24 protein-coding genes are annotated in these 23,398 nt (G+C 72.5%); 11 read left to right on the top strand and 13 right to left on the bottom strand.

Features of this window, described 5'->3' with window-relative positions; all coding sequences use genetic code 11:
* Nucleotides 1-8: 8 nt before the first annotated feature.
* The 4 genes from ACFWB8_RS15115 to galU form a co-directional block, all read right to left on the bottom strand.
* The gene (locus ACFWB8_RS15115) at nt 9-629 is read right to left on the bottom strand and encodes a molybdenum cofactor biosynthesis protein B (RefSeq protein ID WP_385226029.1); all 621 of its coding nucleotides are present in this window, start codon (nt 627-629) and stop codon (nt 9-11) included.
* Nucleotides 626-1,105: a cyclic pyranopterin monophosphate synthase MoaC gene (gene moaC / locus ACFWB8_RS15120; RefSeq protein ID WP_030662516.1), complete on the bottom strand. Its 480-nt coding sequence runs from the start codon at nt 1,103-1,105 to the stop codon at nt 626-628. Before moaC ends, ACFWB8_RS15115 begins: the two co-directional genes overlap by 4 nt.
* 73 nt (nt 1,106-1,178) lie before the next feature.
* Nucleotides 1,179-2,528, bottom strand: coding sequence for a gephyrin-like molybdotransferase Glp (gene glp / locus ACFWB8_RS15125; RefSeq protein WP_385226032.1), 1,350 nt, complete (start codon nt 2,526-2,528; stop codon nt 1,179-1,181).
* Nucleotides 2,529-2,532: 4 nt separating this feature from the next.
* Entirely contained in the window at nt 2,533-3,435 is a 903-nt protein-coding gene (galU, locus tag ACFWB8_RS15130; protein WP_385226034.1) for a UTP--glucose-1-phosphate uridylyltransferase GalU, read from the bottom strand.
* Nucleotides 3,436-3,530: 95 nt separating this feature from the next.
* Here galU and ACFWB8_RS15135 point away from each other — a divergent pair, with 95 nt between their 5' ends.
* On the top strand, nt 3,531-4,160 hold the full coding sequence (locus ACFWB8_RS15135) for a 5-formyltetrahydrofolate cyclo-ligase (protein ID WP_385226036.1): 630 nt from the start codon (nt 3,531-3,533) through the stop codon (nt 4,158-4,160).
* Here ACFWB8_RS15135 and ACFWB8_RS15140 read toward each other — a convergent pair.
* Nucleotides 4,157-6,991 (bottom strand): penicillin acylase family protein, encoded by a 2,835-nt coding sequence (locus ACFWB8_RS15140; protein WP_385226038.1) that lies wholly within the window; start codon nt 6,989-6,991, stop codon nt 4,157-4,159. The genes ACFWB8_RS15135 and ACFWB8_RS15140 overlap by 4 nt on opposite strands.
* 237 nt (nt 6,992-7,228) lie before the next feature.
* Between ACFWB8_RS15140 and ACFWB8_RS15145 the strand changes: the two genes are divergently transcribed.
* The 7 genes from ACFWB8_RS15145 (at nt 7,229) to ACFWB8_RS15175 (ending at nt 13,820) form a co-directional block, all read left to right on the top strand.
* The gene (locus ACFWB8_RS15145; protein WP_385226086.1) at nt 7,229-8,737 is read left to right on the top strand and encodes a potassium/proton antiporter; all 1,509 of its coding nucleotides are present in this window, start codon (nt 7,229-7,231) and stop codon (nt 8,735-8,737) included.
* Nucleotides 8,738-9,113: 376 nt separating this feature from the next.
* A complete protein-coding gene (locus tag ACFWB8_RS15150) occupies nt 9,114-10,460 on the top strand; it encodes an MFS transporter (protein ID WP_385226040.1) in 1,347 nt (448 codons plus the stop codon).
* Nucleotides 10,461-10,527: 67 nt separating this feature from the next.
* Nucleotides 10,528-10,839 carry an FmdB family zinc ribbon protein gene (locus ACFWB8_RS15155; RefSeq protein ID WP_385226042.1) on the top strand — a complete coding sequence of 104 codons (312 nt, stop codon included), beginning with the start codon at nt 10,528-10,530 and terminating at the stop codon, nt 10,837-10,839.
* Between the two features lie 80 nt (nt 10,840-10,919).
* Nucleotides 10,920-11,753 (top strand): S-methyl-5'-thioadenosine phosphorylase, encoded by an 834-nt coding sequence (locus ACFWB8_RS15160; protein WP_385226044.1) that lies wholly within the window; start codon nt 10,920-10,922, stop codon nt 11,751-11,753.
* Between the two features lie 8 nt (nt 11,754-11,761).
* Complete coding sequence (gene pyrF / locus ACFWB8_RS15165; RefSeq protein WP_385226046.1) at nt 11,762-12,505, top strand: orotidine-5'-phosphate decarboxylase; 744 nt, start codon at nt 11,762-11,764, stop codon at nt 12,503-12,505.
* 139 nt (nt 12,506-12,644) lie between these two features.
* On the top strand, nt 12,645-13,172 hold the full coding sequence (locus ACFWB8_RS15170; RefSeq protein WP_385226048.1) for a hypothetical protein: 528 nt from the start codon (nt 12,645-12,647) through the stop codon (nt 13,170-13,172).
* 198 nt (nt 13,173-13,370) lie between these two features.
* Nucleotides 13,371-13,820 (top strand): MscL family protein, encoded by a 450-nt coding sequence (locus ACFWB8_RS15175; protein WP_385226088.1) that lies wholly within the window; start codon nt 13,371-13,373, stop codon nt 13,818-13,820.
* Between the two features lie 82 nt (nt 13,821-13,902).
* Here the strand turns inward: ACFWB8_RS15175 and ACFWB8_RS15180 are convergent, their stop codons facing one another.
* Nucleotides 13,903-14,130: a hypothetical protein gene (locus ACFWB8_RS15180; protein ID WP_385226050.1), complete on the bottom strand. Its 228-nt coding sequence runs from the start codon at nt 14,128-14,130 to the stop codon at nt 13,903-13,905.
* A gap of 31 nt (nt 14,131-14,161) precedes the next feature.
* Nucleotides 14,162-14,692 (bottom strand): hypothetical protein, encoded by a 531-nt coding sequence (locus tag ACFWB8_RS15185; RefSeq protein ID WP_385226052.1) that lies wholly within the window; start codon nt 14,690-14,692, stop codon nt 14,162-14,164.
* Nucleotides 14,693-14,906: 214 nt separating this feature from the next.
* Here ACFWB8_RS15185 and ACFWB8_RS15190 point away from each other — a divergent pair, with 214 nt between their 5' ends.
* Nucleotides 14,907-16,073, top strand: coding sequence for a low temperature requirement protein A (locus ACFWB8_RS15190; protein ID WP_385226054.1), 1,167 nt, complete (start codon nt 14,907-14,909; stop codon nt 16,071-16,073).
* A 91-nt stretch (nt 16,074-16,164) separates the two neighbouring features.
* Nucleotides 16,165-17,415, top strand: coding sequence for a cytochrome P450 (locus tag ACFWB8_RS15195; RefSeq protein WP_385226056.1), 1,251 nt, complete (start codon nt 16,165-16,167; stop codon nt 17,413-17,415).
* Between the two features lie 108 nt (nt 17,416-17,523).
* Here ACFWB8_RS15195 and ACFWB8_RS15200 read toward each other — a convergent pair whose 3' ends face one another.
* Both ACFWB8_RS15200 and ACFWB8_RS15205 read right to left on the bottom strand, forming a co-directional pair.
* Entirely contained in the window at nt 17,524-18,018 is a 495-nt protein-coding gene (locus tag ACFWB8_RS15200; RefSeq protein WP_385226058.1) for a DUF5949 family protein, read from the bottom strand.
* A gap of 56 nt (nt 18,019-18,074) precedes the next feature.
* Nucleotides 18,075-18,662, bottom strand: coding sequence for a DUF4352 domain-containing protein (locus ACFWB8_RS15205; RefSeq protein WP_385226060.1), 588 nt, complete (start codon nt 18,660-18,662; stop codon nt 18,075-18,077).
* Nucleotides 18,663-18,839: 177 nt separating this feature from the next.
* Between ACFWB8_RS15205 and ACFWB8_RS15210 the strand changes: the two genes are divergently transcribed.
* A complete protein-coding gene (locus tag ACFWB8_RS15210; protein WP_385226062.1) occupies nt 18,840-19,262 on the top strand; it encodes a DUF6299 family protein in 423 nt (140 codons plus the stop codon).
* Nucleotides 19,263-19,351: 89 nt separating this feature from the next.
* Here ACFWB8_RS15210 and ACFWB8_RS15215 read toward each other — a convergent pair whose 3' ends face one another.
* The 4 genes from ACFWB8_RS15215 to ACFWB8_RS15230 form a co-directional block, all read right to left on the bottom strand.
* The gene (locus ACFWB8_RS15215; RefSeq protein ID WP_385226064.1) at nt 19,352-19,519 is read right to left on the bottom strand and encodes a hypothetical protein; all 168 of its coding nucleotides are present in this window, start codon (nt 19,517-19,519) and stop codon (nt 19,352-19,354) included.
* 70 nt (nt 19,520-19,589) lie between these two features.
* On the bottom strand, nt 19,590-21,596 hold the full coding sequence (locus tag ACFWB8_RS15220) for a SpoIIE family protein phosphatase (RefSeq protein WP_385226090.1): 2,007 nt from the start codon (nt 21,594-21,596) through the stop codon (nt 19,590-19,592).
* A 93-nt stretch (nt 21,597-21,689) separates the two neighbouring features.
* Nucleotides 21,690-22,067: a hypothetical protein gene (locus ACFWB8_RS15225; RefSeq protein WP_385226066.1), complete on the bottom strand. Its 378-nt coding sequence runs from the start codon at nt 22,065-22,067 to the stop codon at nt 21,690-21,692.
* A 12-nt stretch (nt 22,068-22,079) separates the two neighbouring features.
* Entirely contained in the window at nt 22,080-23,354 is a 1,275-nt protein-coding gene (locus tag ACFWB8_RS15230; RefSeq protein WP_385226092.1) for an NAD(P)-binding domain-containing protein, read from the bottom strand.
* Between the last annotated feature and the right edge of the window lie 44 nt (nt 23,355-23,398).

Genomic DNA, 23,398 nt, shown 5'->3' on the forward strand with positions numbered 1-23,398 from the left:
AGGGCCGTTCAGCTCGGGCTCCCCGTGGGTCTCGGGTGGTCGCCACCCCGGATCTGGTCGACGGCGTGCAGCAGCACGCGCGAGAGCACGGCGAGGCCGTCGCGGACCCCGCCCGTCGAACCCGGCAGGTTCACGATCAGGGTGTGTCCGGCCACGCCCGCGAGGCCCCGGGACAGCGCCGCGGTCGGCACCTGCGCCAGGGACTCGGCGCGGATGGCCTGCGGGATGCCCGGGATCTCGTAGTCCAGCACCCGCGCGGTGGCGTCCGGGGTGCGGTCGGTCGGCGAGATGCCGGTGCCGCCGGTGGTGAGGATGACGTCGTACCCGGCGGCCACGCCCTCGCGCAGCGCCTGCTCGACGGGATCCCCGTCAGGAACGACGCGCGGGCCGTCGACCGCGAAGCCGAGCGCGCCCAGCCCCTCGGCGAGCACCGGGCCGCCCCGGTCCGCGTACACGCCCTTGGAGGCGCGGTTCGAGGCCGTGACCACCAAGGCCCGCAGCACTGCCGGGGCGCCGGCTGCGGGGGCCTGCGCCGCCCAGGCTTCGCCCGCGGCGGGCGAACCGCCCGCGGGGGTGTCGGTGTGCGCGTGGGCGTGGCTGTGGACCTCGCCGCCGCGGGGGGCGTTCACGAGCGCGCCCAGTCGCCGGACTTGCCGCCCGTCTTCTCCTCGACCCGTACGTCCGTGATGACCGCGCCCTTGTCGACGGCCTTGACCATGTCGATCACGGTGAGCCCGGCGACGGCGACGGCGGTCAGCGCCTCCATCTCGACGCCCGTGCGGTCGGTCGTCTTCACGGTGGCGAGGATCTCGACGGCGTCATCGGCGACCGACAGGTCCACCTTCACGCCGGACACGGCCAGCGGGTGGCACAGCGGGATCAGGTCGGGGGTCTTCTTCGCGCCCATGATCCCGGCGATCCGCGCGGTGGCGAGGGCATCGCCCTTGGGGACGCCCTCGCCGCGCAGCAGCTCGATCACCCGGGGGGAGACGAGTACCCGCCCGCTGGCCCGCGCCGTGCGGGTGGTGACGTCCTTCGCGGAGACGTCGACCATCCGGGCCGCGCCGGCCTCGTCGATGTGGGTGAGCCTGCTCTCGGTACTCATGCTGTGCCGCTCCGCTCTGGGCCCGGTGGGGGGCCTGTGTGGTGCGACACACGCTACCCGCATCCGGCGGGCCTCAGCCGAGCAGGACCACTTCCAGATCGGTCCCCGGCTCGACCGAGGTGACGTCCTCCGGCACGACCATCAGGGAGTCGGCGTGCGCGAGCGCGGCGATCAGGTGCGAGCCCGATCCTCCGACCGGGCTGACCGTGCCGGCGGCGGCGTCGTACTTGCCGCGCAGGAACTGGCGGCGGCCGGCCGGGGAGGCCAGCGCCTTGTCCGCGTCGAGCACCGCGCGCACGCTCGGCCGGCTGACCTCGGACTGCGGCAGGCCCATGAGCGCGCGGATCGCGGGGCGCACGAACAGCTCGAAGGAGACGTAGGAGGAGACCGGGTTGCCGGGCAGGGCCAGCAGCGGGGTGTGGTCGGGGCCGATGGTGCCGAAGCCCTGCGGCTTGCCGGGCTGCATGGCGAGCTTGCGGAAGTCGATCCCGGCTCCGTCCACGCCTTCCGCGCCGGTGGAGACCGCGGTGAGGGCCTCCTTGACCACGTCGTACGCGCCGACGCTGACGCCGCCCGTGGTCACCAGCAGGTCCGCCCGGATCAGCTGGTCCTCGATGGTGGCGCGCAGGGTCTCGGCGTCGTCGGCGACGGCGCCGACGCGGTAGGCGATGGCCCCGGCGTCCCGCGCGGCCGCGGCCAGCGCGAAGCTGTTGGAGTCGTAGATCGTCCCGGCGGTCAGTGCCTCGCCCGGCTGGACCAGCTCGCTGCCGGTGGACATGACGACCACCCGCGGGCGCGGCCGCACCCGCACGGTGCCCCGCCCGATGGCGGCGAGCAGCGCGATCTGCGGCGGGCCCAGCACCGTGCCCGCGGCCAGCGCGAGGTCCCCGGCCTGTACGTCGCTGCCGCGCGCGCGGACGTGCGCCCGCGCCTCGGCGGCGCGGTGCACCCGTACCTCGCCGGCCGCACCCTCGGGGGCGGCGCTGGCCGGGGTCATCCCCGAAGCCGCGCCGCCGCCCGTGCCGCCGTCGGTCCACTCGACCGGGACGACGGCTTCCGCACCGGGCGGCAGCGGGGCGCCGGTCATGATGCGGGCGGCCTGGCCGGGGCCGACCGCGCCGCCATCGGGTAGCCCGCCACTGCCCGCCGCCACGTCCCCGATGACCGTCAGCACCGCGGGGAACTCCTCGCTCGCGCCCTGGACGTCGGCCGTGCGGACGGCGTAGCCGTCCATGGAGCTGTTGTCGAAGGGCGGGAGGGCGACGGGCACGGTGACGTCCTCGACCAGGACACAGCCCTGGGCGTCGAGCAGCTGGAGCTCGATGGGCTCCAGCGGCCGGACGGCGGCGAGGACGTCCGCGAGGTGCTCGTCCACGGACCACAGTCGGTGCTGGTCGGTGTCCTGCGGTGCGGAACTGCTCAAGGTGCTACATCTCCTCCGTGACGTAACGGTGAAGCCAGGTGCGGAACTCCGGGCCCAGGTCGTCACGCTCGCACGCGAGGGTGACGATGGCCCGCAGGTAGTCCCCGCGGTCGCCGGTGTCGTAGCGGCGGCCCCGGAAGACCACGCCGTGCACCGGGCCGCCGACGGTCTCGTCCGCGGCCAGCTTCTGCAGGGCGTCGGTGAGCTGGATCTCCCCACCGCGGCCCGGCTCGGTCTCCCGCAGTATGTCGAAGATCGCGGGGTTGAGGACATAGCGTCCGATGACGGCGTAGTTGCTGGGCGCGTCGGCCGCGTCCGGCTTCTCGACGAGGCCGGTGACGCGGACGACGCCCTCCTCGTCGGTGGGCTCGACGGCGGCGCAGCCGTAGAGGTGGACGTGGTCCGGGTCGACCTCCATCAGCGCGACGACGGTGCCGCCGGTGCGGAGCTGGATCTCGACCATCTGACGCAGCAGGGGGTCGCGCGGGTCGATGAGGTCGTCGCCGAGGAGGACGGCGAAGGGCTCGTCGCCGACGTGCGGCTCGGCGCACAGCACGGCGTGGCCGAGGCCGCGCGGGTCGCCCTGGCGGACGTAGTGCATGGTGGCCAGGTCGCTGGACTCCTGGACCTTCTTCAGGCGGTCGTCGTCGCCCTTGGCGATGAGCGCCGACTCCAGCTCGTAGTTGCGGTCGAAGTGGTCTTCCAGCGCACGCTTGTTACGCCCTGTGATCATCAGGACGTCGTCCAGGCCCGCCGAGACGGCCTCCTCGACCACGTACTGGATGGCCGGCTTGTCCACCACGGGGAGCATTTCCTTGGGGGTGGCCTTCGTCGCCGGGAGGAAGCGGGTACCGAGGCCGGCAGCCGGGATGACGGCCTTTTTGATCACGGGGTGCAACTGAGTCATGGGCAGAACGATAGTCGGTCCCCGGGACTGCCCCCTTTGGATTCAGAGGAGAAAGTCCATGTTCAGGCCAGTATGGAAGGAACTGTGAATCAGCCATGAAAGAGAGCCGTCCCACCGGCACGAACCGCCCGCCCTCCGACGCGAAGGCGGAGCTGCGCGGGCAACTCCTCGCCGCCCGCCGCGCCTTGTCCGAGGAAGCCCGCCGTACGGCGGCCCGCGCGCTCTCCCGCTCCGCCCTCGCACTGCCCGAGCTGGCCGATGCCCGCACGGTCGCGGCGTACGTCTCCGTGGGCGGCGAACCGGGTACGCACGAGCTGCTCGACGCGCTGCGGCGGGCCGGGAAGCGGGTGCTGCTGCCCGTCCTGCTGCCCGACAACGACCTCGACTGGGCGGCGTACGAGGGCCCGGGCAGCCTCGCCGAGACCGCGCACCCGGGGAAGATGCGGCTGCTGGAGCCGGCCGGGCCGCGGCTGGGTCCCGGCGCGGTGACCGGAGCCGACGCCGTGCTGCTGCCCGGGCTCGCCGTGGACGGGCGCGGCATGCGGCTCGGCCGCGGCGGGGGCTCGTACGACCGGGTGCTGGAGCGGCTGGAGCGGGCCGGGGCGCACCCCGCGCTGGTGGTGCTCCTCTACGACGAAGAGGTGGTCGCGCGGGTCCCGGAGGAACCGCACGACCACCCCGTCCAGGCGGTGGCCACCCCGTCGGGGGTGGTGCGCTTCGGTTAGTTCGAACCGGCCGGCTTGAGGGTCAGGGTCTCGGTCGTCGCCTTGTCGACCGCGTCCTTGCCGAAGGGCCAGTCCAGCAGCTCGCCCTTGGCCCACATCGTCGTCTGGTCCGTGTAGTTGTCGTGGTACGCGTGCCCCGAGGCGCCCGTCAGGTTGATCCAGCGGGACTTGTCGAGGTCGTTGAGGTTGACGACCATCCGCATCGACGGGACCCAGGTGACCCCGTAGCCGCCGGAGGCGTTCCAGCCGGTCGCGTTCACGGTGGCCTCGCCGCCGCCGAGGTTCCAGGGGCCGCGGTTGAGGAGCCACTGCATGAAGCCGGGGCCCTCGGTGCCGATGGTCTGGTTCTTCAGCGTCAGCTGGTGCAGCCGGCCCCAGCTCCAGGTGGACTGGTCCTTGCCGAGCTTGGCGGTCAGCTCCCAGCGGGCGTCCTCCATGGCCCGGGCGAAGAGCTCGTCGCGGGTGGTGGTCGCCGGCACGGTCAGGCCCTTCCTGGGCGAGCTCCACCAGGGCGACTTCTCGTCCTTGACCAGCCGGCGGACCACCTCGAACCAGCGGTCGCCGCCGTCGGGCTGTGCCGAGTCGGGGCCGCGGGTGCCGCATTCGCGGACGGTCTTGGCGAGGTCGTCGGCCGGCCCGGTGCCGTTGCCGCGGACGTTCATGCAGCTGCCCTCGATCCGCAGCTCCTTGGGCATCTTGTCGCCGAAGGACAGCTTGAGGATGTTGCGCCAGACCGCGTTGAAGTAGGCGGCGGCCGCCGAGTCGGGCTCCTGGGTGTAGTTCCAGCCCTCCAGGAGCTTCTGCGCGGAGCGCACGTCGGGGTCCGAGACCTCGATCTTGGCCAGCATCGGGGTCAGCAGCGCGGCGATCTCGCTGCTGTTGTCCATCTGCATGGTGCGCATGTCGTCGGTGGAGATCTTGCCGCTGTCCTTGATCTTCGCCTCGATGAGGTCGTTGATCCGCTGGCTGCGGGCGCCGTATCCCCAGTCGGTGGTCAGCAGGTACGGGTACTTGCCCGGGCCGGTGCCGGGCTCCGCGACGGCCTGGTTGGCGGTGACGATGTAGCCGCGCGCCGGGTTGAGGTCCCAGGGCATCTCGTCCTGCGGGATGTAGCCGGCGTTGCCGTCCTTGCCGCCCTTCCAGGCGTACTTCGAGTCCCAGCCGGGGGCGGGCATCCGGCCGTCGCCGGCGGTGCGGATCGGGATCCGGCCGGGCGCCTGGTAGCCGATGTTGCCGGTGGCGCCCTTGCTGTCGGCGTAGATCAGGTTCTGGGACGGGACCTCGAAGTCGCGGGCGGCGGCGCGGAAGCTGTTGAAGTCCTTGGCCCGGTTGATCTTGAAGACCGCGTCCATCGACTTGCCGGGGTCCAGGGCCGTCCAGCGCAGCGCGACGGCGTAGCCGTCGCCGCGGTCGGGGGCGGAGCTGGCGACGGGGGCGCGGGCGCCGGCCGTGGCGAGCTCGTCGCTGCGGTCGGAGATCAGCGGGCCGTTGTTGGTGGTGCGGACGGTGATCTTCTTGCTCTTGCCGCCGGCGACCTTGATCTCCTCTTCACGGGTGGTGAAGGGGAGCACCTTGTTGTCGTAGACGTAGCCCTCGGGCTTGACCTGCTCCAGGTAGAGGTCGGTGACGTCGGCGCCGAGGTTGGTCATGCCCCAGGCGATGTCGGCGTTGTGGCCTATGACCACGCCCGGCATGCCGGAGAAGGTGAAGCCGCTCACGTCGAACTGGCACTGGGCCGAGGCGGTGCGGCAGTGCAGGCCCATCTGGTACCAGACCGAGGGCAGCTGCGGGGAGAGGTGCGGGTCGTTCGCGAGCAGCGGCTTGCCGGTCGTCGTGTACTTGCCCGCGATGACCCAGGAGTTCGAGCCGATGCCGCTGCCGCTCGGGCCGAGGATCGCGGGGATCTGGTCCAGGGTGTTGGCCAGCGCGCTCATGTGCGTGCGCAGGCCCACGGCCGCGCCCTGGGCGGTGGCGTTGCCGGCGAGACCGCTCTCGGTGGCGCCGTTCGCGGAGACCGGGGAGCCGGCGGCACCCTGGGCGCCCGGGTTGGAACCGGAGCCGGCGCCCGCCTGGGGGGTGTACTTCCCGCCCTCGGTCTTGCCGCCCTCGACGATCGGCTTGTTCCGGTCGTAGGGGTACGGCGGGTACAGGTCGTCGATCTGCGCCTGCGAGAGCTTGCCCGACATCAGCGCGCGGTCGATCTCGTCCTGCATGTTGCCGCGCAGGTCCCACGCCATCGCCTTGAGCCAGGCCACCGAGTCCACCGGGGACCACTGCTCGGGCTGGTAGCTCGCGGTGAGCTTGAGGGCGGCGTGCTCGACGGAGAGGTCCTTGCCGGACTTCCCCTTCAGGTACGCGTTGACCCCGTCGGCGTAGGCCTGCAGGTACTTCTTCGTCTCCGGCGTGAGCTTGGTGTCGTACTCCTGCTGCGCGACCTGGCGCCAGCCCAGCGTGCGCAGGAAGGCGTCGGTCTCGACCTGGCCGGAGCCGAACATCTCGGAGAGCCGCCCCGAGGTCATGTGGCGGCGTACGTCCATCTCCCAGAACCGGTCCTGCGCGTGGACGAAGCCCTGCGCGCGGAAGAGGTCCTCGTCGTTGTCGGCGTAGAGCTGCGGAATGCCGTGGGAATCGCGCTTGACGTCCACGGTCCCGGTCAGCCCGGGCACCTTGAGGGAGCCGGTGGCCTGGGGGAACGAGGCGCGCAGGCTGTCCAGGCTCCAGTACGCCCCGTAGCCGAGGCCCGCGACGAGCGCCAGGACCAGCACGAGCACGATCAGACGGGCGCGTCGCCCCTTCTTCTTGACGGAAGGGGCGGTTTCGTTGGCGGGCATCGCTGTCCTTAGAGGGGCAGGGTGGTCCTGGGAGTGCTGGGAGCAACCATAGGCGCAGGACTGCCTTCGTTGATCCGCCAGGGGTCGAGGGTGCTGAGGACAGGGGGCAACAGGCGTTTCACAATGTGGTTATCACGTAAAGAGACGTCAAAGATTAGGTAAGGTAACGAAGTACTTGCCGAATACGCCGCCGGGAGGAACGATCCGCCGGGCGCGCATTGAGGAAAGGGCCGCCCGCTGACTGTCCACACGCTCAATGAGCTTCTGCTGGTCTGCTCGCTCGTGCTGCTCGTCGCCGTGGCGGCGGTGCGCGTCTCTTCACGCAGCGGCCTGCCCAGCCTGCTCATCTACCTCGGCATAGGCATCGCGATAGGCCAGGACGGCATCGGCAACGTCGTATTCGACAACGCCGAGCTGACGCAGGTCATCGGTTATGCCGCACTCGTCGTGATCCTCGCCGAGGGTGGTCTGGGCACCAAGTGGAAAGAGATCAGACCGGCGCTTCCGGCGGCGATCGTGCTGTCGCTGGTGGGCGTCGCGGTCAGCGTCGGCGTCACGGCGGCGGGCGCGCACTACCTGGTCGGCCTGGAATGGCGCCAGGCCCTGCTGATCGGTGCGGTCGTCTCCTCGACCGACGCCGCGGCCGTCTTCTCCGTCCTGCGCAAGGTCCCGCTGCCCTCGCGCGTGACGGGTGTGCTGGAGGCCGAGTCCGGCTTCAACGACGCCCCCGTGGTCATCCTGGTCGTGGCGTTCTCGACCGTCGGGCCGGTGGACGACTGGTACGTCCTGCTCGGCAAGATCGCTCTGGAACTGGCGATCGGCGTCGCGATCGGCCTGACCGTGGGCTTCCTCGGCTCGTACGGCCTGCGGCACGTGGCACTGCCCGCCTCGGGCCTCTACCCGATCGCCGTCATGGCCATCGCGATCACGGCGTACGCCGCCGGGGCGATCGCGCACGGCTCCGGCTTCCTCGCCGTCTACCTGGCGGCCATGGTCCTCGGGAACGCGAAGCTGCCGCACTGGCCGGCCACGCGGGGCTTCGCGGACGGGCTCGGCTGGATCGCCCAGATCGGCATGTTCGTCCTGCTGGGACTGCTGGTCACCCCGCACGAGCTGGCGGGCGACTTCTGGCCCGCCGTGATCATCGGACTGGTGCTCACGATGGTGGCGCGGCCACTGGAGGTCTTCCTCTCCCTGCTGCCGTTCCGGCTGCCCTGGCAGGAGCAGGCCCTGATGTCGTGGGCGGGCCTGCGCGGAGCCGTGCCCATCATCCTGGCGACCATCCCGATGGTGTCCGGGATCGAGGGCAGCGAGCGGGTCTTCAACATCGTCTTCGTGCTGGTCGTCGTCTACACCCTGGTGCAGGGCCCGACGCTGCCGTGGCTGGCGCGCAAGCTGAAGCTCGGCGGCAGCGACGAGGGCGCCTCGGACCTGGGGATCGAGTCGGCCCCGCTGGAGAAGCTGCGCGGACACCTGCTGTCCTTCGCGATCCCGGCTGCCTCGCGGATGCACGGCGTCGAGGTGAGCGAGCTGCGGCTGCCGCCGGGGGCTTCCGTGACGCTGGTGGTCCGGGACGCGAAGAGCTTCGTGCCGCTGCCGCAGACGGTGCTGCGGCGCGGGGACGAGCTGCTGGTGGTGGCCACGGATCCGGTGCGGGACGCGGCGGAGGCGCGGCTGCGGGCGGTGGCCCGGGGCGGCAAGCTGGCCGGCTGGCTGGGGACGGGCGAGGAGCCGGGGCAGCGGTAGCCGGCCTTAGAGCGGCGTTCTAATTCGGCCGAATTCGATGGGTCCTGCCTGGGTTCACTCGCGTTTGACCGGGGACGGAATGCGAAATTCCAGTTAATCGCAGGTGAAGACACACCTTGTCACGGGAATCACAGGGCGTAAGACGAGGCCTGCCTGTACGATAAAGGCACACCACATCGAACCAACTCTGCCTGACGCAGAGCTGGCGCGACCGCAAAGCGGCCGTGGCACCCTCCCGCAGTGGGCGCCCAGGTATCACTCGGTTCTGCGCAAGAGGACAGCTCTCGGGGCTCCCACATGTACGGGTGCGATCGCTCACAAGGTGATGCACCGTCCGCAGACGGGGAGTTCTACCAGGCAGCGGAAAGGCAAGGCCGTGACATCCGCGGTCACGACCGACACGTCCGCCCGCCCCGGCTACGGACAGCTTCTGCGCACTCCCGCCGCCCTCGGCTTCGTTCTCCCCGGCTTCGCAGCGCGACTGCCCTTCGGCATGCTGACCATCAGCATCCTGCTGCTCGTCCAGCACGCCACCGGCTCCTACGGCGACGCCGGCATCGTCGCCGCCGTCACCGGCGTCTCCATGGCCCTCTTCGCCCCGGTCATGGGCAAGCTCACCGACCGCCGCGGCCAGAGCGCCGTCCTGGTCCCCGTCGTGCTCAGCCACACCGCCGCCGTCAGCCTGCTGACCGCGCTGGCCCTCATCGGCGCCCCGCTGTGGGCGCTCGCGCTGGCCGCCGTCCCGGCCGGCGCCTCCGTCCCGCAGGTCGGACCCATGGTCCGGGCCCGCTGGGCGGCCAAGCTCGAAGGCTCCCCGCTGCTGCCGACCGCGGCCGCGTTCGAGTCCGTCACCGACGAGTTCACCTTCGTCGTCGGCCCGGTGCTCGCCACCGCGCTGTGCACCGGCATCCACCCGGCGGCCGGCCTGGCCACCGAGGCGGCGCTGACGCTGCTCGGCGGCCTGTTCTTCGCGGCCCAGCGCTCCACCGAGCCGAAGGCGGCGCCCCGCGCCGCCGACGGCGAGAAGCACGCCTCCGCCCTGTCCTTCCCGGGCCTGCGCGTCCTGATCGTCGCCTTCATCGGCATCGGCGCCGTCTTCGGCGGCATGCAGGTCTCGCTCGCCGCCTTCTCCGAGGAGATCGGCAACCCGGGCGCCAACGGCCTGCTCTACGGCGTCTTCGCGGCCGGCAACATGGTCGCCGGCATCGCCATGGGCGCCGTCGCCTGGAAGATCGGCCCGCGCCGCCGCCTGATCCTCGGCTACATCGGCCTCACCGCCGCCGCCTCGGTCCTGTGGGCCGCGAACTCGATGATCCTGCTGGGCGCGCTCGGCCTGGTCGTCGGCCTGTTCATCGCCCCGGCGCTCATCACCGGCTACACCATGATCGAGCAGCTGATCCCGGCCGCCTCGCGCACCGAGGCCTTCACCTGGCTCACCGGAGCGGTCGCCTTCGGGCAGGCCGCCGCGGTGACCGTGGCCGGGCGGCTCACGGACGCGCACGGTTCCTCGTACGGCTTCCTGGTGCCCCTGGTGGCCACCGCGGTCGCGCTGGTCACCCTGCTGGCCCTGCGCGCGAAGCTGGCGCCGAACGCCCCGACCCGGATCGTGAACGCGTCCGCGTCGGCGGCCCCGGCTTCCGCCCCGTCGGAGACCGCGCCGGCCGCCCGGAACCGGGTGAACGAGCGTGGGATGGGTCACCGCGTGCCGGTGACGGTGGACTGATCCGCCGGAATACGTCACCATGGAGCGTCGTTAGCACTCATTGAGTCAGAGTGCCAGGAGGAAATTCGTGCCGACCTACCAGTACCAGTGCACCGAGTGCGGTGAGGGCCTTGAGGCCGTGCAGAAGTTCACCGATGACGCACTGACCGTGTGCCCGAACTGCGACGGACGCCTGAAGAAGGTGTTCTCCGCGGTCGGCATCGTCTTCAAGGGCTCCGGTTTCTACCGGAACGACAGCCGTGGCGCTTCGTCGAGCAGCACCCCTGCCTCGAAGCCGGCGTCCACGACGTCGACCCCCGCCGCGTCCTCTTCGTCGACGTCTTCGTCCTCGGCCTCTTCGAGCACGAGCACGAGCAGCAGCTCCACCTCGGCTGCCTGACCCGCCCGACAGTCTTTCGCGAGGCCCCACCGCCCTTCCGGGCAGTGGGGCCTCGCGCATGCCCCGTTAGGGTGGGATCCATGGCGAACGCAGAGATCGGTGTCATCGGCGGCTCGGGCTTCTACTCCTTCCTCGAGGACGTCTCCGAGGTCCAGGTGGAGACCCCGTACGGACCCCCGAGCGACTCCCTGTACATAGGTGATCTGGCGGGCCGGTCCGTGGCGTTCCTGCCGCGGCACGGGCGCAGCCACACCGTGCCCCCGCACAAGATCAACTATCGGGCCAACCTGTGGGCCCTGCGCTCGGTCGGCGTCCGCCAGGTCCTCGGCCCGTGCGCGGTCGGCGGCCTGCGCGCCGAGTACGGTCCGGGCACGCTGCTCGTCCCCGACCAGCTGGTCGACCGTACGAAGTCCCGCGCCCAGACGTTCTTCGACGGGGAGCCGCTGCCGGGAGGATCCGTGCCGAACGTCGTGCACACCACCTTCGCGGACCCGTACTGCCCGGTGGGGCGCTCGGTCGCGCTGGCGGCGGCCCGGGGGCGGGACTGGGAGCCCGTGGACGGCGGCACGATGGTCGTCATCGAGGGGCCGCGGTTCTCGACGCGCGCCGAGTCGCGCTGGCACGCGGCGGCCGGCTGGTCGGTGGTCGGCATGACGGGCCACCCGGAGGCGGTGCTCGCCCGTGAGCTGGGGCTCTGCTACACCTCGATGGCGCTGGTCACGGACCTGGACGCGGGCGCCGAGACAGGCGAGGGCGTCTCCCACACCGAGGTGCTGAAGGTGTTCGGCGAGAACGTCGGCCGACTGCGCGAGGTGCTCTTCGACGCGGTGGCGGCCCTCCCGGCGACGGAAACCCGCGCCTGCCTGTGCACGCACGCGCACGACGGCTGGGACCTGGGCATCGAGCTGCCGTAGAACCGCTCGTGGACGGACAGAGCCGGGTCATCGTGGCCCTCGACTTCGACAACCGCCGGGACGCGCTGGAGCTCGTCGCGCGGCTCGGCGGCGCGTGCGGCTTCTACAAGGTGGGGCTGGAACTGCTCACGGCCGCCGGGCCGGGCCTGGTGCGGGAGCTGGTCGCGCAGGGCCACGAGGTCTTCCTCGACCTGAAGCTCTTCGAGATCCCGAACTCCGTGGCGGGCGCCGTCCGCGCCGCCGGCGGCCTCGGCGCGTCCATGGTGACCGTCCACGCCATGGGCGGTACGGGCATCATGGCGGCGGCCGTGGAGGCGGCGCGGGAGTTCCCGCGGCTACGGGTGCTCGCGCTGACGGTGGTCACGAGCATGACCGGGAGCGACCTCGCCGACGTCGGGATCGGCGGCACCCCCGACGAACAGGTGCTGCGCCTCGCGCGGCTCGCGGCCGGCGCCGGGTGCGCCGGGGTGATCGCCTCGCCGCGGGAGGCCGGGCCGCTACGGGCCGAGTTGGGGCCGCGGCCGCTGATCGTGACGCCCGGGGTGACGCTGTCGGGCGGAGCGGCGCTGTCGGGCGGGGCGGCACTGTCGGGCGGGCCGGCGCTGTCGGGCGGGGCGGATGGCGGGCACTCCCGGAGCGGCACCGCGGAGGCCGCTTTCGCCGGCGGGGCCTCGTACGTGGTGGTCGGGCGGTCGGTGACGCGGGCCGCGGATCCGGTGGCCGCCCTGGCGCGCTTCGGGGCCGCCGGATAACTCGTGTGGGTGACGGCGTTGCCCACAGGCTGGGGATCGTCCACAGGCGCGAGCGGGATCGGGCGGGTCGGCGGATCGTGAGGGGTGTCCGGCCGCCGGGGCCGGACGCCGCAACGCACTCAGCTTGGTGGTGGTCGCCATGTCCGCAACGTCCCGCGTCCCGCACGTCACCCACACCCACACCCCTTCCGGTACGTGTCCCCCCGCGCGCACCGTGCCGCTCTTCCCCCCGCTCCGCGTGGGGCGCGGCGGGTACCGGCTGCGCAGGGCCCTGCGTCGGCGGCGGCGCAGCGCCGCGGCCGGACTGGCCGTCGTGGCGGCCGCGTTGGCGGTGGGCGGCACCGAGGCGCAGGCCTCCCGGGGCGCCCCGCCGCCGGAGGTGAAGCCCCCTCCCGCGGTGGTGCGGACGGTGTCGGCGCCCGTGCGCATCGCGGACGCGGCGACGGTGCGGCTGCTGCACCCCGGGGACCGGGTGGACGTGGTCGCGGCCGAGCGCACCGGGCCGCCGCGGGTGGTGGCCGCCGGGGCCCGGGTTGCCGAGGTGCCGGATCCCGACCTGGGTGTCGGGGACGGTGGGGCGCTGGTGGTCCTGTCCGTGCCCCGGGACGTCGCGCGGGATCTCGTGGGGGCGGGCGCCGTGGCGCGACTGGCGGTGACGCTGTGTTGACGCGCGCCGTGCCGTTCGTGACGAATCGGGCGGATGCGCGGTCAAGTCGACGCAAAATGGGGGCCGATTGGACACGCCGGGCCCGGACTGCCGTAGTTTTCGGAACCGTTGGCTCCGTGTTCGGCACATGTGAAGAAGGGCTCAGTGGTGAGCGAGAAGAAGAAGGAGAGCGTCCTGGCGGGCTTCAAAGCCTTCCTGATGCGCGGCAATGTGGTCGATCTGGCGGTGGCCGTCGTCATCGGCGCCGCGTTCACGAACATCGTGAACTCTGTGGTGAAGGGGATCATCGGCCCGCTGGTCGGCGCCGTGGGGACGAAGAACCTGGACGTCTACTCCTCGTGCCTGAAGGACCCCTGCGGCATCGACGCCAAGGGGGAGCCGACCGGCGTCAACATCCTGTGGGGCTCGGTCCTCAACGCCACGCTCACCTTCCTGGTCACCGCGGCGGTCGTGTACTTCCTGATGGTCCTGCCGATGGCGAAGTACCTCGCCAAGGTGGAGGCACGCCGCAAGGCGAAGGAGGGCGTCAAGGAGACCATGGAGATCACCGAGCTGGAGGTCCTCAAGGAGATCCGGGACACCCTGGTCGCGCAGCGCGCCGCGGGCGGCGGTAACGGCCGCCCTCCGGGTTCGCACGACGCGTTCTAGCGGGACCGGCGAGGCCGACGGGACCGGCGGGGCCCGCCGCCCAGGCCGGCCCGGCCGGCCCGGCCGGCCCGGCCGGTCACGGTCAGATGTGGTGCGGCGGCTTCTCGTCGAGGAACCGGGCCAGGTCGGCCGCGCTCCCTCCGGCGGACGGCCGTTCGCCCCAGCCGCGGTCGGTGTCGTCGGAGGACTGCTGGTCCAGCGGGTCGTCGAAGTCGATCCGGGGCTTCGGCCCGGGCTTCGCGGCGGGCCGCGGCTCGATCGGGCCCTCGGGCTTCGGGTCCTGCGGGTCGCGGGCGGGGGCGGTGCTCATGCCTCCAGGGTACGGCCGCCCCCGCCCCCGCTCAGCTGGGAGCCTCCGCGCCCTGGCGGGCGTAGAACCACCAGCACACCGCCAGGCAGGTGGCGTAGGAGCCGGTGAACATCCACAGCGCGCTGGTGACCGCCATCGCCGCGGACGTCGCGGGGATGAAGAAGAAGCCGTAGGCGGCGATGGCCGAGGAGAAGCCGGTGACGGCGCCCGCCTCCATCTCCGACTGCTTCAGCGCGGCGGCCTGCGCCTCGGGAAGGCCGAGCCGTTGCCCAGTCCGGTGCGTGAAGGGGGTGGCGGCGGCCTTCAGGCCGTTCCGGCAGGACCAGGCGACGGCGGCGAGGACGATCAGGGCGGGCACCCAGACGAAGGCGGCGTTCTGCAGGCAGACCTCGGAGCCGTCCGCCTTCTTCTGACCCGCGCCGATCGCCAGGACCGACGACGTGATCAGGATCGGGGTGAGCAGCTGGACCACCGAAACGCCCCGGTTGCCCAGGCAGCCGTCGATCCCGGTCGCGTCGGCCTTCTGGATTCCGCCGCGCACTCGGCCCGCGGCGGAGGCCAACGCACCGTGGGCGACGGGACCTTGTTTTGTCGCCCACGGTGCGTTGGTCGCCTCGCGCCTGTCCGCCCCGGGCCGTCTCACCCGCCCGGCGGCGGCCAGGGGAAAGTCCACCGGGGGGAGAGCCCGCCCGGGGAAAGTCCGCCCGGGGCACGCGGGCGCCGAGGGCCGCGCGCCTCGCCTGCCGAAGCGGCGGCCGTCTGGTCTGCTGTGCGCCATGGCCTACCTCCCCATGACCGCCCGCAGCCCTGACGAGGACCACAGGGCGGCCACACCGCTGGAGCTGTTCTTCGACCTCTGCTTCGTCGTCGCCATCGCCCAGGCCGGTGCCCGGCTGGTGCACGCGCTGGCCGAGGGCCATCCCGGCACCGGCGTGATCGGCTACTTCTTCGTCTTCTTCGGCGTGTGGTGGGCGTGGATGAACTTCACGTGGTTCGCCTCCGCCTACGACTGCGACGACGTGCCGTACCGGATCGCGACGCTCGTCCAGATCGCCGGCGTGCTCGTCTACGCGGCGGGCGTGAGCCAGGCCTTCGACCAGAACGACTGGGCGGTGGCCGTCATCGGCTACCTGATCATGCGCGTGGCCCTCACCGCCCAGTGGCTGCGGGCCGCCGCGGGCGAGAGCGGCGAGGCCCGCACGGCGGCACTGAAGTACGCGGCCGGACTGGTCGTCTGCCAGGCCGGCTGGGTGGCGCTGCTGTTCGCGCCGGACGACGCCAAGCGCTGGCTGTTCCTGGTCGTGGGCGCCGCGGAGCTGATGGTGCCGGTGCTGGCCGAGCGCGGCCACCAGACGCCGTGGCACGCCCACCACATCGTGGAGCGGTACGGGCTGTTCACCATCATCGTGCTGGGCGAGACGATCGCCGCGAGCACGGTGGCCGTGCAGTCGGCGATCGACGAGCACGAGGCCCTGGGCGAGCTGCTGCCCATCGCCGCGGGCGGGCTGCTGATCGTCTTCGCCGCCTGGTGGATCTACTTCGCGGTGCCGATGCACGAGCGGCTGACCTCCAACCGGGAGGCGATCCCGTGGGGTTACGGGCACCTGCTGATCTTCGCGTCGGGCGCGGCGATCGGCGCGGGCATCGAGGTCGCGGTCGAGCACGCGGTCGGCAAGGCCCACATCTCGCAGGTCGCCGCGAACGCCGCCGTCACCGTCCCGGCCGCTCTCTTCCTGCTGATGGTCTGGCTCCTGCACTCCCGCCACTTCAAGCGGGGCCCCGCCCAGCAGCTGACCCTGCCGCTCTCCGCCCTCGCGGTGCTCGTCTGCACCTGGGCGGGCACGTACGCCGTCCTGTACGCGGGCCTGATCGCGGCGGCGACGGTCGCGGTCGGCCTGACCCTGTCGGTACGCGGCACCGCGGCATCCGCTCACGCCGCCTGACCCAGCCCGACGCGCCGGACCCGTCACCCCCGTGCCCCCGACACCGTTCTGCACCACAGCGGCACGGCGCCCGACAGGAAGAGGCACAGACATGACGGTTCCGGCACAGAGACACGACAGCAGCGGCGCGGAACTGGCCGACCCGGGCTTCTGGCAGGCTCCCCCGGCCCACCGCCTGGCGGTCTTCGCACGGCTGCGGGCACTGGACGCCCCGGTGTACGTACCCGAGGGGCGCGGCCGGGGCCACTGGGCCCTCGTACGGCACGCGGACGTGCAGGAGGCGAGCCGGCTGCCCAAGGTGTTCGCCAGCGCGCCCGGGGTGACCACCCCCGAGCCGGCCCGGTGGGTGCGGGCGCTGTTCGGGGACTCCATGGTCAACCTCGACGGCGCGGACCACGCCCAGCTGCGCAAGATCGTGCAGCGGGCCTTCACGCCCCGGCTGCTGGCGGCCGCCGAGCAGGACATCCACACGGTGGCGGCCCGGATCGTGGACGACGTACTGGCCGAGCGGCCCGACGAGTTCGTCTCGGCGGTGGCCTCCCGGCTGCCGCTGGAGGTCATCTGCAACATGATGGGCATCCCGGAGCGCTACCGCGCCGAGATCGCCGACCGCGTCAACCACGCCTCCGAGAACATCGGCGTGGAGCGCGGCCTGGCCTCCCGGCTGCGGATGCCGGGGCGCGGGCTGCGCGCCCTGGCCCGGATGCAGCGGATGGTCGCGGGCATCGGCCGGGAGCGGCGCAAGAACCCCACCGACGACCTGATCTCGGCGCTGGTCTGCGCGAACGTCGACGGGCAGGCGCTCGGCGCCCGCCAACTTGGCGCCTTCTTCTCCCTGTTGATGGTCGCGGGCGTGGAGACCACCCGCAACGCCATCACGCACGGGCTGACCCTGCTGACCGACTTCCCCGAGCAACGGGACCTGCTGCTCTCGGACTTCGAGAAGTACGGCGAGGGCGCCGTCGACGAGATGATCCGGCACTCGACGCCGATCATCCAGTTCCGCCGCACGCTGACCGCCGAACACACCCTGAGCGGACACCTCTTGCGGCCCGGCGACAAGGTGGTGCTGTACTACGCCTCCGCCAACCGTGACGAGGCGGTCTTCCCCGACCCCGACGCCTTCGACATCACCCGCTCACCCAACCCCCACCTGGGCTTCGGCGGCGGCGGTCCGCACTTCTGCCTGGGCGCGCACCTGGCCCGGGTGGAGATGAAGGCCCTCTTCCGCGAGCTGCTGACCCGGCCGGTGGGCCTGCGCGCGGCGGGCCTGCCGGATCTGGCGGGGTCAAACTTCGACAACCGCGTCCGCTCGCTCAAGTTCGCCTTCGAGCGCCCGTAGCCCCGTAGTCCCGCGGCTGCGCACCCGCGCAGCCGCGTACGAAAGAACCGGCCACCGGGCGGGCTGGAAGCCCGGCGGCCGGAGCGAATGGTTTCCCCTCCGCGGGCGCTACTTCTGCAGGCGCCGCACCGCGAGGACGGCGTGGGCGCTCCCGGTGAGCACTTCCTCGTCACCCGCGAAGGCCTGCAGGGTCTCCGCGGAGACCGGCTGGCCGGGGACCGCCTCGGGCCAGGCGCGCGTGGCGAAGAGGAAGTAGGCCTGCCCGCTGTCGTTCGCCGCGGTGACCCACTCCGGCGGCGCGATGCACTTCGCGTTCAGACCCGGCATGGTCAGCGCGATCTGATTGCCCTCCAGGAGGATCTGCACCGGGAAGCCGGCCGGGTTGCGCACGCCGTCCATGACCACGTCACCGATGGGCAGGCCGAGCTCCTCCAGCAGCCCGCGGGCAGCCTCCTCGGCGGCCTGCGGACCGTCGGGGCCGTCACCGAGGGTGTAGGCGAGGAGGTACGGGATGTCGTGAGCCTCATCGGGGTCGCCGATCCAGGCGAGCACGGAAAGGGTGCCGAGCTTGGACCGGTCGATTTCGGCTTTGGTTGAAGTCATGCGCGCACCCTAGTGGTCTCTCCCCCGGAGCTTTCACGGCGTTTCACCCGGCCGGGCTAGACCGCCCAGAATCCACCTCCGGAATTCGCTTGCATGTTCGCGTCCTGGTACTGGAGCCGCACAATGCGCGCGTTTTCCGGAATTTCGAACACGACCCACCCCTCGGCCCGCTCACCGACCTCGAGGGAATCGAAGACGAGCGGTTTGCCCGTGGTCAGTGCACCGGTCGGCACCACCGGATGGCGCTGCCCCGCGCCGTCGAGCGCCCACATGCGTCCGAGCGCCCCGTACGAGGTCCCGCCGACGTTGACGAACGACATCGAGGCGGCCACCCAGCGCTTGCCGGCGGCCGGGGCGAAGTTCTTCTCGACGCTGACGGCGGGGTCCACGTACGCGTGGAGCACCGCCTGGAGGTGGCGGCCCACCTGCGCCCCGTCCACCCGTACGGACTCGCCCACACGGGCGGCTTCGGCGGCTGCCCGCACGGGAGCGTCCTCGCCGCCCGGCGCCCCGTCGTCCACCGGGACGGCGGGCGCCGCGGCCGGGGCGAGCGCGGCTCCCTCGGGAGCGCTCTGGCAGGCCGTGGCACCGAGCAGGAGGAGCGGGACGAGAGCGGCGGCGATGACGGAAGCGGACTGACGCATGCGGGATCCCTCCGGGGATGTATTTCGGCCAGTCTCACGCGCCCGAGCGGGCAATTGCACACACCGACACGAGCGTGCGCAGCGAGTTGCCCGCCGATTGCCAGCACAATGCGTTCCGGCGGAATCCCGCCGCCCCCGCGATCACCCGGAGGAAAAATGCACCTGTCCCCCCGCCGAATGGCACTGGCAGCCCTGTCCGCACTGGCCGCCACCACGGTATTCACCGCTCCGGCCGGCGCCACCGTTTTCAACCAAGGCATTTCCGTGCATCCCGAGGCGCACATCGCCGAGGACGGCGCCGTCACCCTTTCAGGCAGCTACCACTGCGAGGGCGCTTCACCCACGGGGGCGATGCAGATCAAGGCGACCGTCGAACAGGACGGCAGCCGGCTCAGCATCGGCGGGGAGCAGGTCGTCTGCGACGGCACGGAGCGCAGGTGGGTGGCGCACGCGCCGGGCTTCGCCTCGGGCAGCGTGCACCCGGGCCGCGCGACGGTCACGGGGGAGCTCCAGGAGATCCGCCTCTCGGGCCTGATGCCGAAGTCGGTCACCACCCTCGCCCAGGACACGCGGGACGTCGAGGTCCACGCGGAGAACTGAGCGCTGCCGGGCCCCGGGCACTCGGGGCCCGGACCGCCCCGCCCGATCGGACCGCCCGGCCCGCCCGGACCGGCCGGACCGGCCCGCCGTCAGCGGCAGTCGGGCGCGACGTCGGTCATCGACATGAACGCCACCGACTGGCAGCCGGGGTCCGCGTGCGGACGTCCCGTCGTCCAGTCCACGACCTTCGGCACCCCGGCGGCCAGCAGGAGCAGGGCCAGGACGCCCGTCGCGGCACTCTTGCTCAGCCTGCGCACAGCACGATCCGTTCCATGGCCGCATCATCACTCCACTCCCCCCGCCCCACAACTCGGCGTGAGCGGCCCGTCACCCGGCGCTGCGGGCCGCGCTGCCCGCGGCGTCGAACTCGCACCACACCGCCTTGCCGTCGCCGCGGGACTCGACCCCCCAGTGCGTGGCCAGCGCGTCCACCAGCAGCAGCCCGCGCCCCGTCGTCGCCGACTCCCCGGGGGTGCGCCGGCGCGGCCACACGCTGGAGCGGTCCTTGACCCACAGCCGGATCCGCCGGACCGGCTCGGGCAGCACCTCCATGGTCAGCACCGCCCCGCCGTCGGTGTGCAGCAGGGCGTTGACCAGTAGTTCCCCCGCCGCCAGCTCGACGTCGTCGGCGAGCTCCGGCATGCCCCAGTCCCGCAGCGCCTGCCGCAGGGCGAAGCGGGCCTCGGACAGCCCCTCGGGGTCCGCCTGGTGGATGTACTGGTGGATGCGCGGGGCCCGGTGGGTGCCCGGGTCGGGAGCCCGGCGCAGCACCAGCAGCGCCACGTCGTCGCCGGAGCCCCAGCGTTCCCAGAGCCGGTCCGAGAGGTGGTCGGCGAGCGCGCCGGCCTCCTGGGGGCCGCTGCGGACCGCGTGGGCCAGGGCCTCCATGCCCTGGGTGATGTTGGTGCCGGGCTCCTCCACGAGTCCGTCCGTGCACAGCACGAGCGTCTCCCCGGGGACCAGGTCGAGCCGGGTCTCGGGGAACTCCTCCTGCTCGAAGACCGAGGCCAGCCCCAGCGGCAGGCCGCCGCGCACGTTGGGCCAGCCGGTGCGCCCGTCCGTGTGCCGGATCAGCGGGCCGAGATGGCCCGCGCGGACGGCCCGTACGCCTCCGGTCTCCAGGTCCACCTGCGCGTACATGCAGGTGGCGAAGCGCTCGGTGTCCAGTTCGGCGAGGAAGCGCGAGGCCCGCGCCAGCACCGTGGACGGCGGGTGGCCCTCGCCCGCGTACGCCCGCAGGGCGATCCGGAGCTGGCCCATGATGGCCGCCGCGTGCGTGTCGTGGCCCTGTACGTCGCCCACCACGATGCCGACCCGGTCGCGGGGCAGGGAGATCACGTCGTACCAGTCCCCGCCGACCTCCCGTCCGCTCCACGCGGAGTGGTAGCGGACCGCGATCTCCCCGCCGGTGATCTCCGGGATCCGGCGCGGCAGCATCGCCGCCTGCAGGCCCGTCGCGAATTCCCGCTCCTGGTCGAACAGGAGCGCCCGCTGGAGCGACTGGGCGACGATGCCGGCCAGGCCCAGGCAGAGGTTCTTCTCCTCCGGGCTGAACCCGCTGCGCCGGCGGTAGAAGAGCACCAGCCCGCCGATCGCCTTGGCCTGGGCGATCAGCGGCAGGTAGGCGGCCGCGTCGTAGCGGATCCGGCTCAGGTAGTCGGAGAGCAGGGGGAACTCTTCCGCCAGCTCCGTGAGCGAGGTGACGAAGCGTGCCTGCCGGGTGATCACGGCCTGCGACAGCGGGAGCGAGCCGTCGAGCCGGGTGAACTTGCGCTCGCTGAGGATCTCCAGCGACTCCCCGCTCAGCGCGATGATCTTGATGGCGCCGTTCTCGACCAGTCCCAGCGCCAGTCCCTCCGCCCCCAGCCGCTCCAGCGCGCCCGCGCCGGTCAGCGTGGCCGTGACGTCGTCCACGGTCACCGCCCGCGACAGGGCCTCCGTCGTCCGCTGCACGATGGACGTCTGCTGGGCCCGCGCCGCCTCCAGCTTCCGCAGGAACGTGGCGTGCTCCAGTTCGGCGGTCGCGTCCCGGACGATCCCGAGGATCCGCTGCGGCCGGCCGTCCGGGTGCCGGATCACCCTGCCCTGGGTGTGCGTCCACTGGTCGCGGCCCTCGCGCCGCTGCACCGTGAAGTACGCGCCGTACACCTCCTCTCCGGCCTCCAGGACGGCGATCACGGTGTCCGCGAGCCGCAGGCCGTCCTCGGCCGGGATCCGCAGCCCGAGACCCTCCGGGGTCCCGTCGAACTCGCCCGGTCCCAGGTCGAAGACGGCCATCCCGGCCTCGTCCAGCGCCAGCGTCCCCGCGTCGAGGTCCCACTCGAAGCTGCCCATGCCGTTCAGCGCGAGCCGCTCCCCGGGCCCGGTCACGGGCTCCGGGCGATCCGCCGGGTTCGGGCGGTCCTTCGCTGCCAAAGGTCACACCACCTAACGGCCGGGCCAGCACGGCTGGGAGATGAGCCGCTCCCACTCCTCGTCAGGATGCCCCGGAAGGGTGCGTCCGGCCTCCTGCCAGCGCTTGACCAGGGACATGTAGATCATGGTCTGGTCCCCGTACGAGGAGCTCGCGTACGGGGGGTACGGGGCATGCGGGGGGTACGCGGGCGCCTCGTACGGCCGGTACGACTCGTACGGCTCGTACGGCTCGTACGGCTCGTACGGCTCGTACGGCTCGTACGGTCTGTACGACTCGTACGGCGAGGGCCCCGCCGTGGCGGTGCCTGCCGTGGCGGCCCCGGCCGGCTGTTCCCCGCGGCTGGCGGGAATGCGTACCCAGCCACGCCCCTGTGCTCGCTCCGCGCTCATCGCGGACCCCTCTCACCGCAGATACGTGCTCGGATTGCCGGCAGTGGTCCGGTCCGGCCGCGCCCCACCGGTCGAGCCCGGCAGCGGACCCCGGGCGCCGAGGCGCTTTCGGACTCCTTTCACCAGTCTCCCCGCCGTGAAGCCCGCACCGTGCACGAATCGCATGGAAGGGCCGAATGAGGGAGCGGTCAGCAGCCCCGCGAAGAACAGCCCCGGCCAGGAGGACTCGAAGCCGGGGCTCAGCTCCGGCGTCCCGCCCTCCCCCACCGTGGCCAGGGCGTCCCGCAGCCCCGCGTCGAGCAGCCCCAGCCGGGCCAGGTCCGGGGTGAAGCCGGTCGCCGCGATCACGTGCGCGGTGTCCAGGACCACGGACTCCCCGGCCGCCGTGGTCAGCCCCAGCCGGGTCCGCTCGCCCACCGCGACCGCCCGGTGCAGCCGGTGCCCGAGCAGGACGGGCACCCGCCGCTCGAAGCGCTCCCGCAGCCACCATGCGCCGGCCGGGCCCAGCGCGGTCGCCGCGATCCGCTCCCGGGTCGGGGCGGGCAGGTGGCGCACCGCCCACGGCAGCTCCGACCAGGCCCAGCTGCGCCAGCCGGTGCCCAGGCCGCTGTGCGGGTCGCGCAGGGCGCGCAGCGGGGGCCGCAGCAGCGGCTGGGGGACGGTGTTCCAGTTCAGCCGGGAGCGCCGGGCGACCAGGCAGGGCCGGGCGCCGCTCTCGGCGAGCAGGGCGGCGGTCTCCAGGGCCGCCTGCCCGGCTCCGAGCACGGCGACCTCCCGGCCTGCGAACCGGGTCAGGTCTCGGTGGTCGCTGCTGTGCGAGTAGTGCGTGGGCGGCAGGTCCCGCAGGGCCTCGGGGTGGTTGACGAAGGGCATGACCCCGACCGCCAGGGCGACGGTGCGGGCGAGCAGCGGCGGCCCCTCGGTGGTATGGACCCGGAAGCCCTCGCCGTGCGGGGTGACCTCGGTGACGGTGACCTCCTCCACTTCGGGCCCGGCGTTCCGGGCGAACCAGAGCCCGTACTCACTGAACGTGGCGATCGGCAGCGGAGTGCCGTGTTCCGCCGGGATCCCGCGGGTGGCGCAGTAGTCGGCCAGGCTGTGGCGGCCGCCCGGCGCGGACAGGTTGGAGGACCACGGCTCCGACTTCAGGTACATGCCGTCGGGCATGTGGTCCCGCCAGGACGCCATGGGCCGTCCGAGCACCCGTACGTCGAGTCCCGCGCCCGCCGCGTGCGCGGCGATCGACAGCCCGTACGGGCCCGCGCCGACCACCACGAGATCGTGCATCCGCGTCACGGCCGTCCTTCCAGTTTCACGTTCACGAGGTCACC

Origin of the sequence: Streptomyces sp. NPDC060031, from assembly GCF_042736805.1 — a bacterium.
Taxonomy (GTDB): Bacteria; Actinomycetota; Actinomycetes; order Streptomycetales; family Streptomycetaceae; genus Streptomyces.

Coding starts and splice junctions, on each gene's coding strand:
- moaC (WP_030662516.1), bottom strand. CDS start 1,105: ATGAGTACCGAGAGCAGGCTCACCCACATCGACGAGGCCGGCGCGGCC.
- galU (WP_385226034.1), bottom strand. CDS start 3,435: ATGACTCAGTTGCACCCCGTGATCAAAAAGGCCGTCATCCCGGCTGCC.
- ACFWB8_RS15135 (WP_385226036.1), top strand. CDS start 3,531: ATGAAAGAGAGCCGTCCCACCGGCACGAACCGCCCGCCCTCCGACGCG.
- ACFWB8_RS15140 (WP_385226038.1), bottom strand. CDS start 6,991: ATGCCCGCCAACGAAACCGCCCCTTCCGTCAAGAAGAAGGGGCGACGC.
- ACFWB8_RS15160 (WP_385226044.1), top strand. CDS start 10,920: ATGGCGAACGCAGAGATCGGTGTCATCGGCGGCTCGGGCTTCTACTCC.
- ACFWB8_RS15170 (WP_385226048.1), top strand. CDS start 12,645: ATGTCCGCAACGTCCCGCGTCCCGCACGTCACCCACACCCACACCCCT.
- ACFWB8_RS15175 (WP_385226088.1), top strand. CDS start 13,371: ATGCGCGGCAATGTGGTCGATCTGGCGGTGGCCGTCGTCATCGGCGCC.
- ACFWB8_RS15180 (WP_385226050.1), bottom strand. CDS start 14,130: ATGAGCACCGCCCCCGCCCGCGACCCGCAGGACCCGAAGCCCGAGGGC.
- ACFWB8_RS15190 (WP_385226054.1), top strand. CDS start 14,907: ATGGCCTACCTCCCCATGACCGCCCGCAGCCCTGACGAGGACCACAGG.
- ACFWB8_RS15195 (WP_385226056.1), top strand. CDS start 16,165: ATGACGGTTCCGGCACAGAGACACGACAGCAGCGGCGCGGAACTGGCC.
- ACFWB8_RS15200 (WP_385226058.1), bottom strand. CDS start 18,018: ATGACTTCAACCAAAGCCGAAATCGACCGGTCCAAGCTCGGCACCCTT.
- ACFWB8_RS15205 (WP_385226060.1), bottom strand. CDS start 18,662: ATGCGTCAGTCCGCTTCCGTCATCGCCGCCGCTCTCGTCCCGCTCCTC.
- ACFWB8_RS15210 (WP_385226062.1), top strand. CDS start 18,840: ATGGCACTGGCAGCCCTGTCCGCACTGGCCGCCACCACGGTATTCACC.
- ACFWB8_RS15220 (WP_385226090.1), bottom strand. CDS start 21,596: ATGGGCAGCTTCGAGTGGGACCTCGACGCGGGGACGCTGGCGCTGGAC.
- ACFWB8_RS15225 (WP_385226066.1), bottom strand. CDS start 22,067: ATGAGCGCGGAGCGAGCACAGGGGCGTGGCTGGGTACGCATTCCCGCC.
- ACFWB8_RS15230 (WP_385226092.1), bottom strand. CDS start 23,354: ATGCACGATCTCGTGGTGGTCGGCGCGGGCCCGTACGGGCTGTCGATC.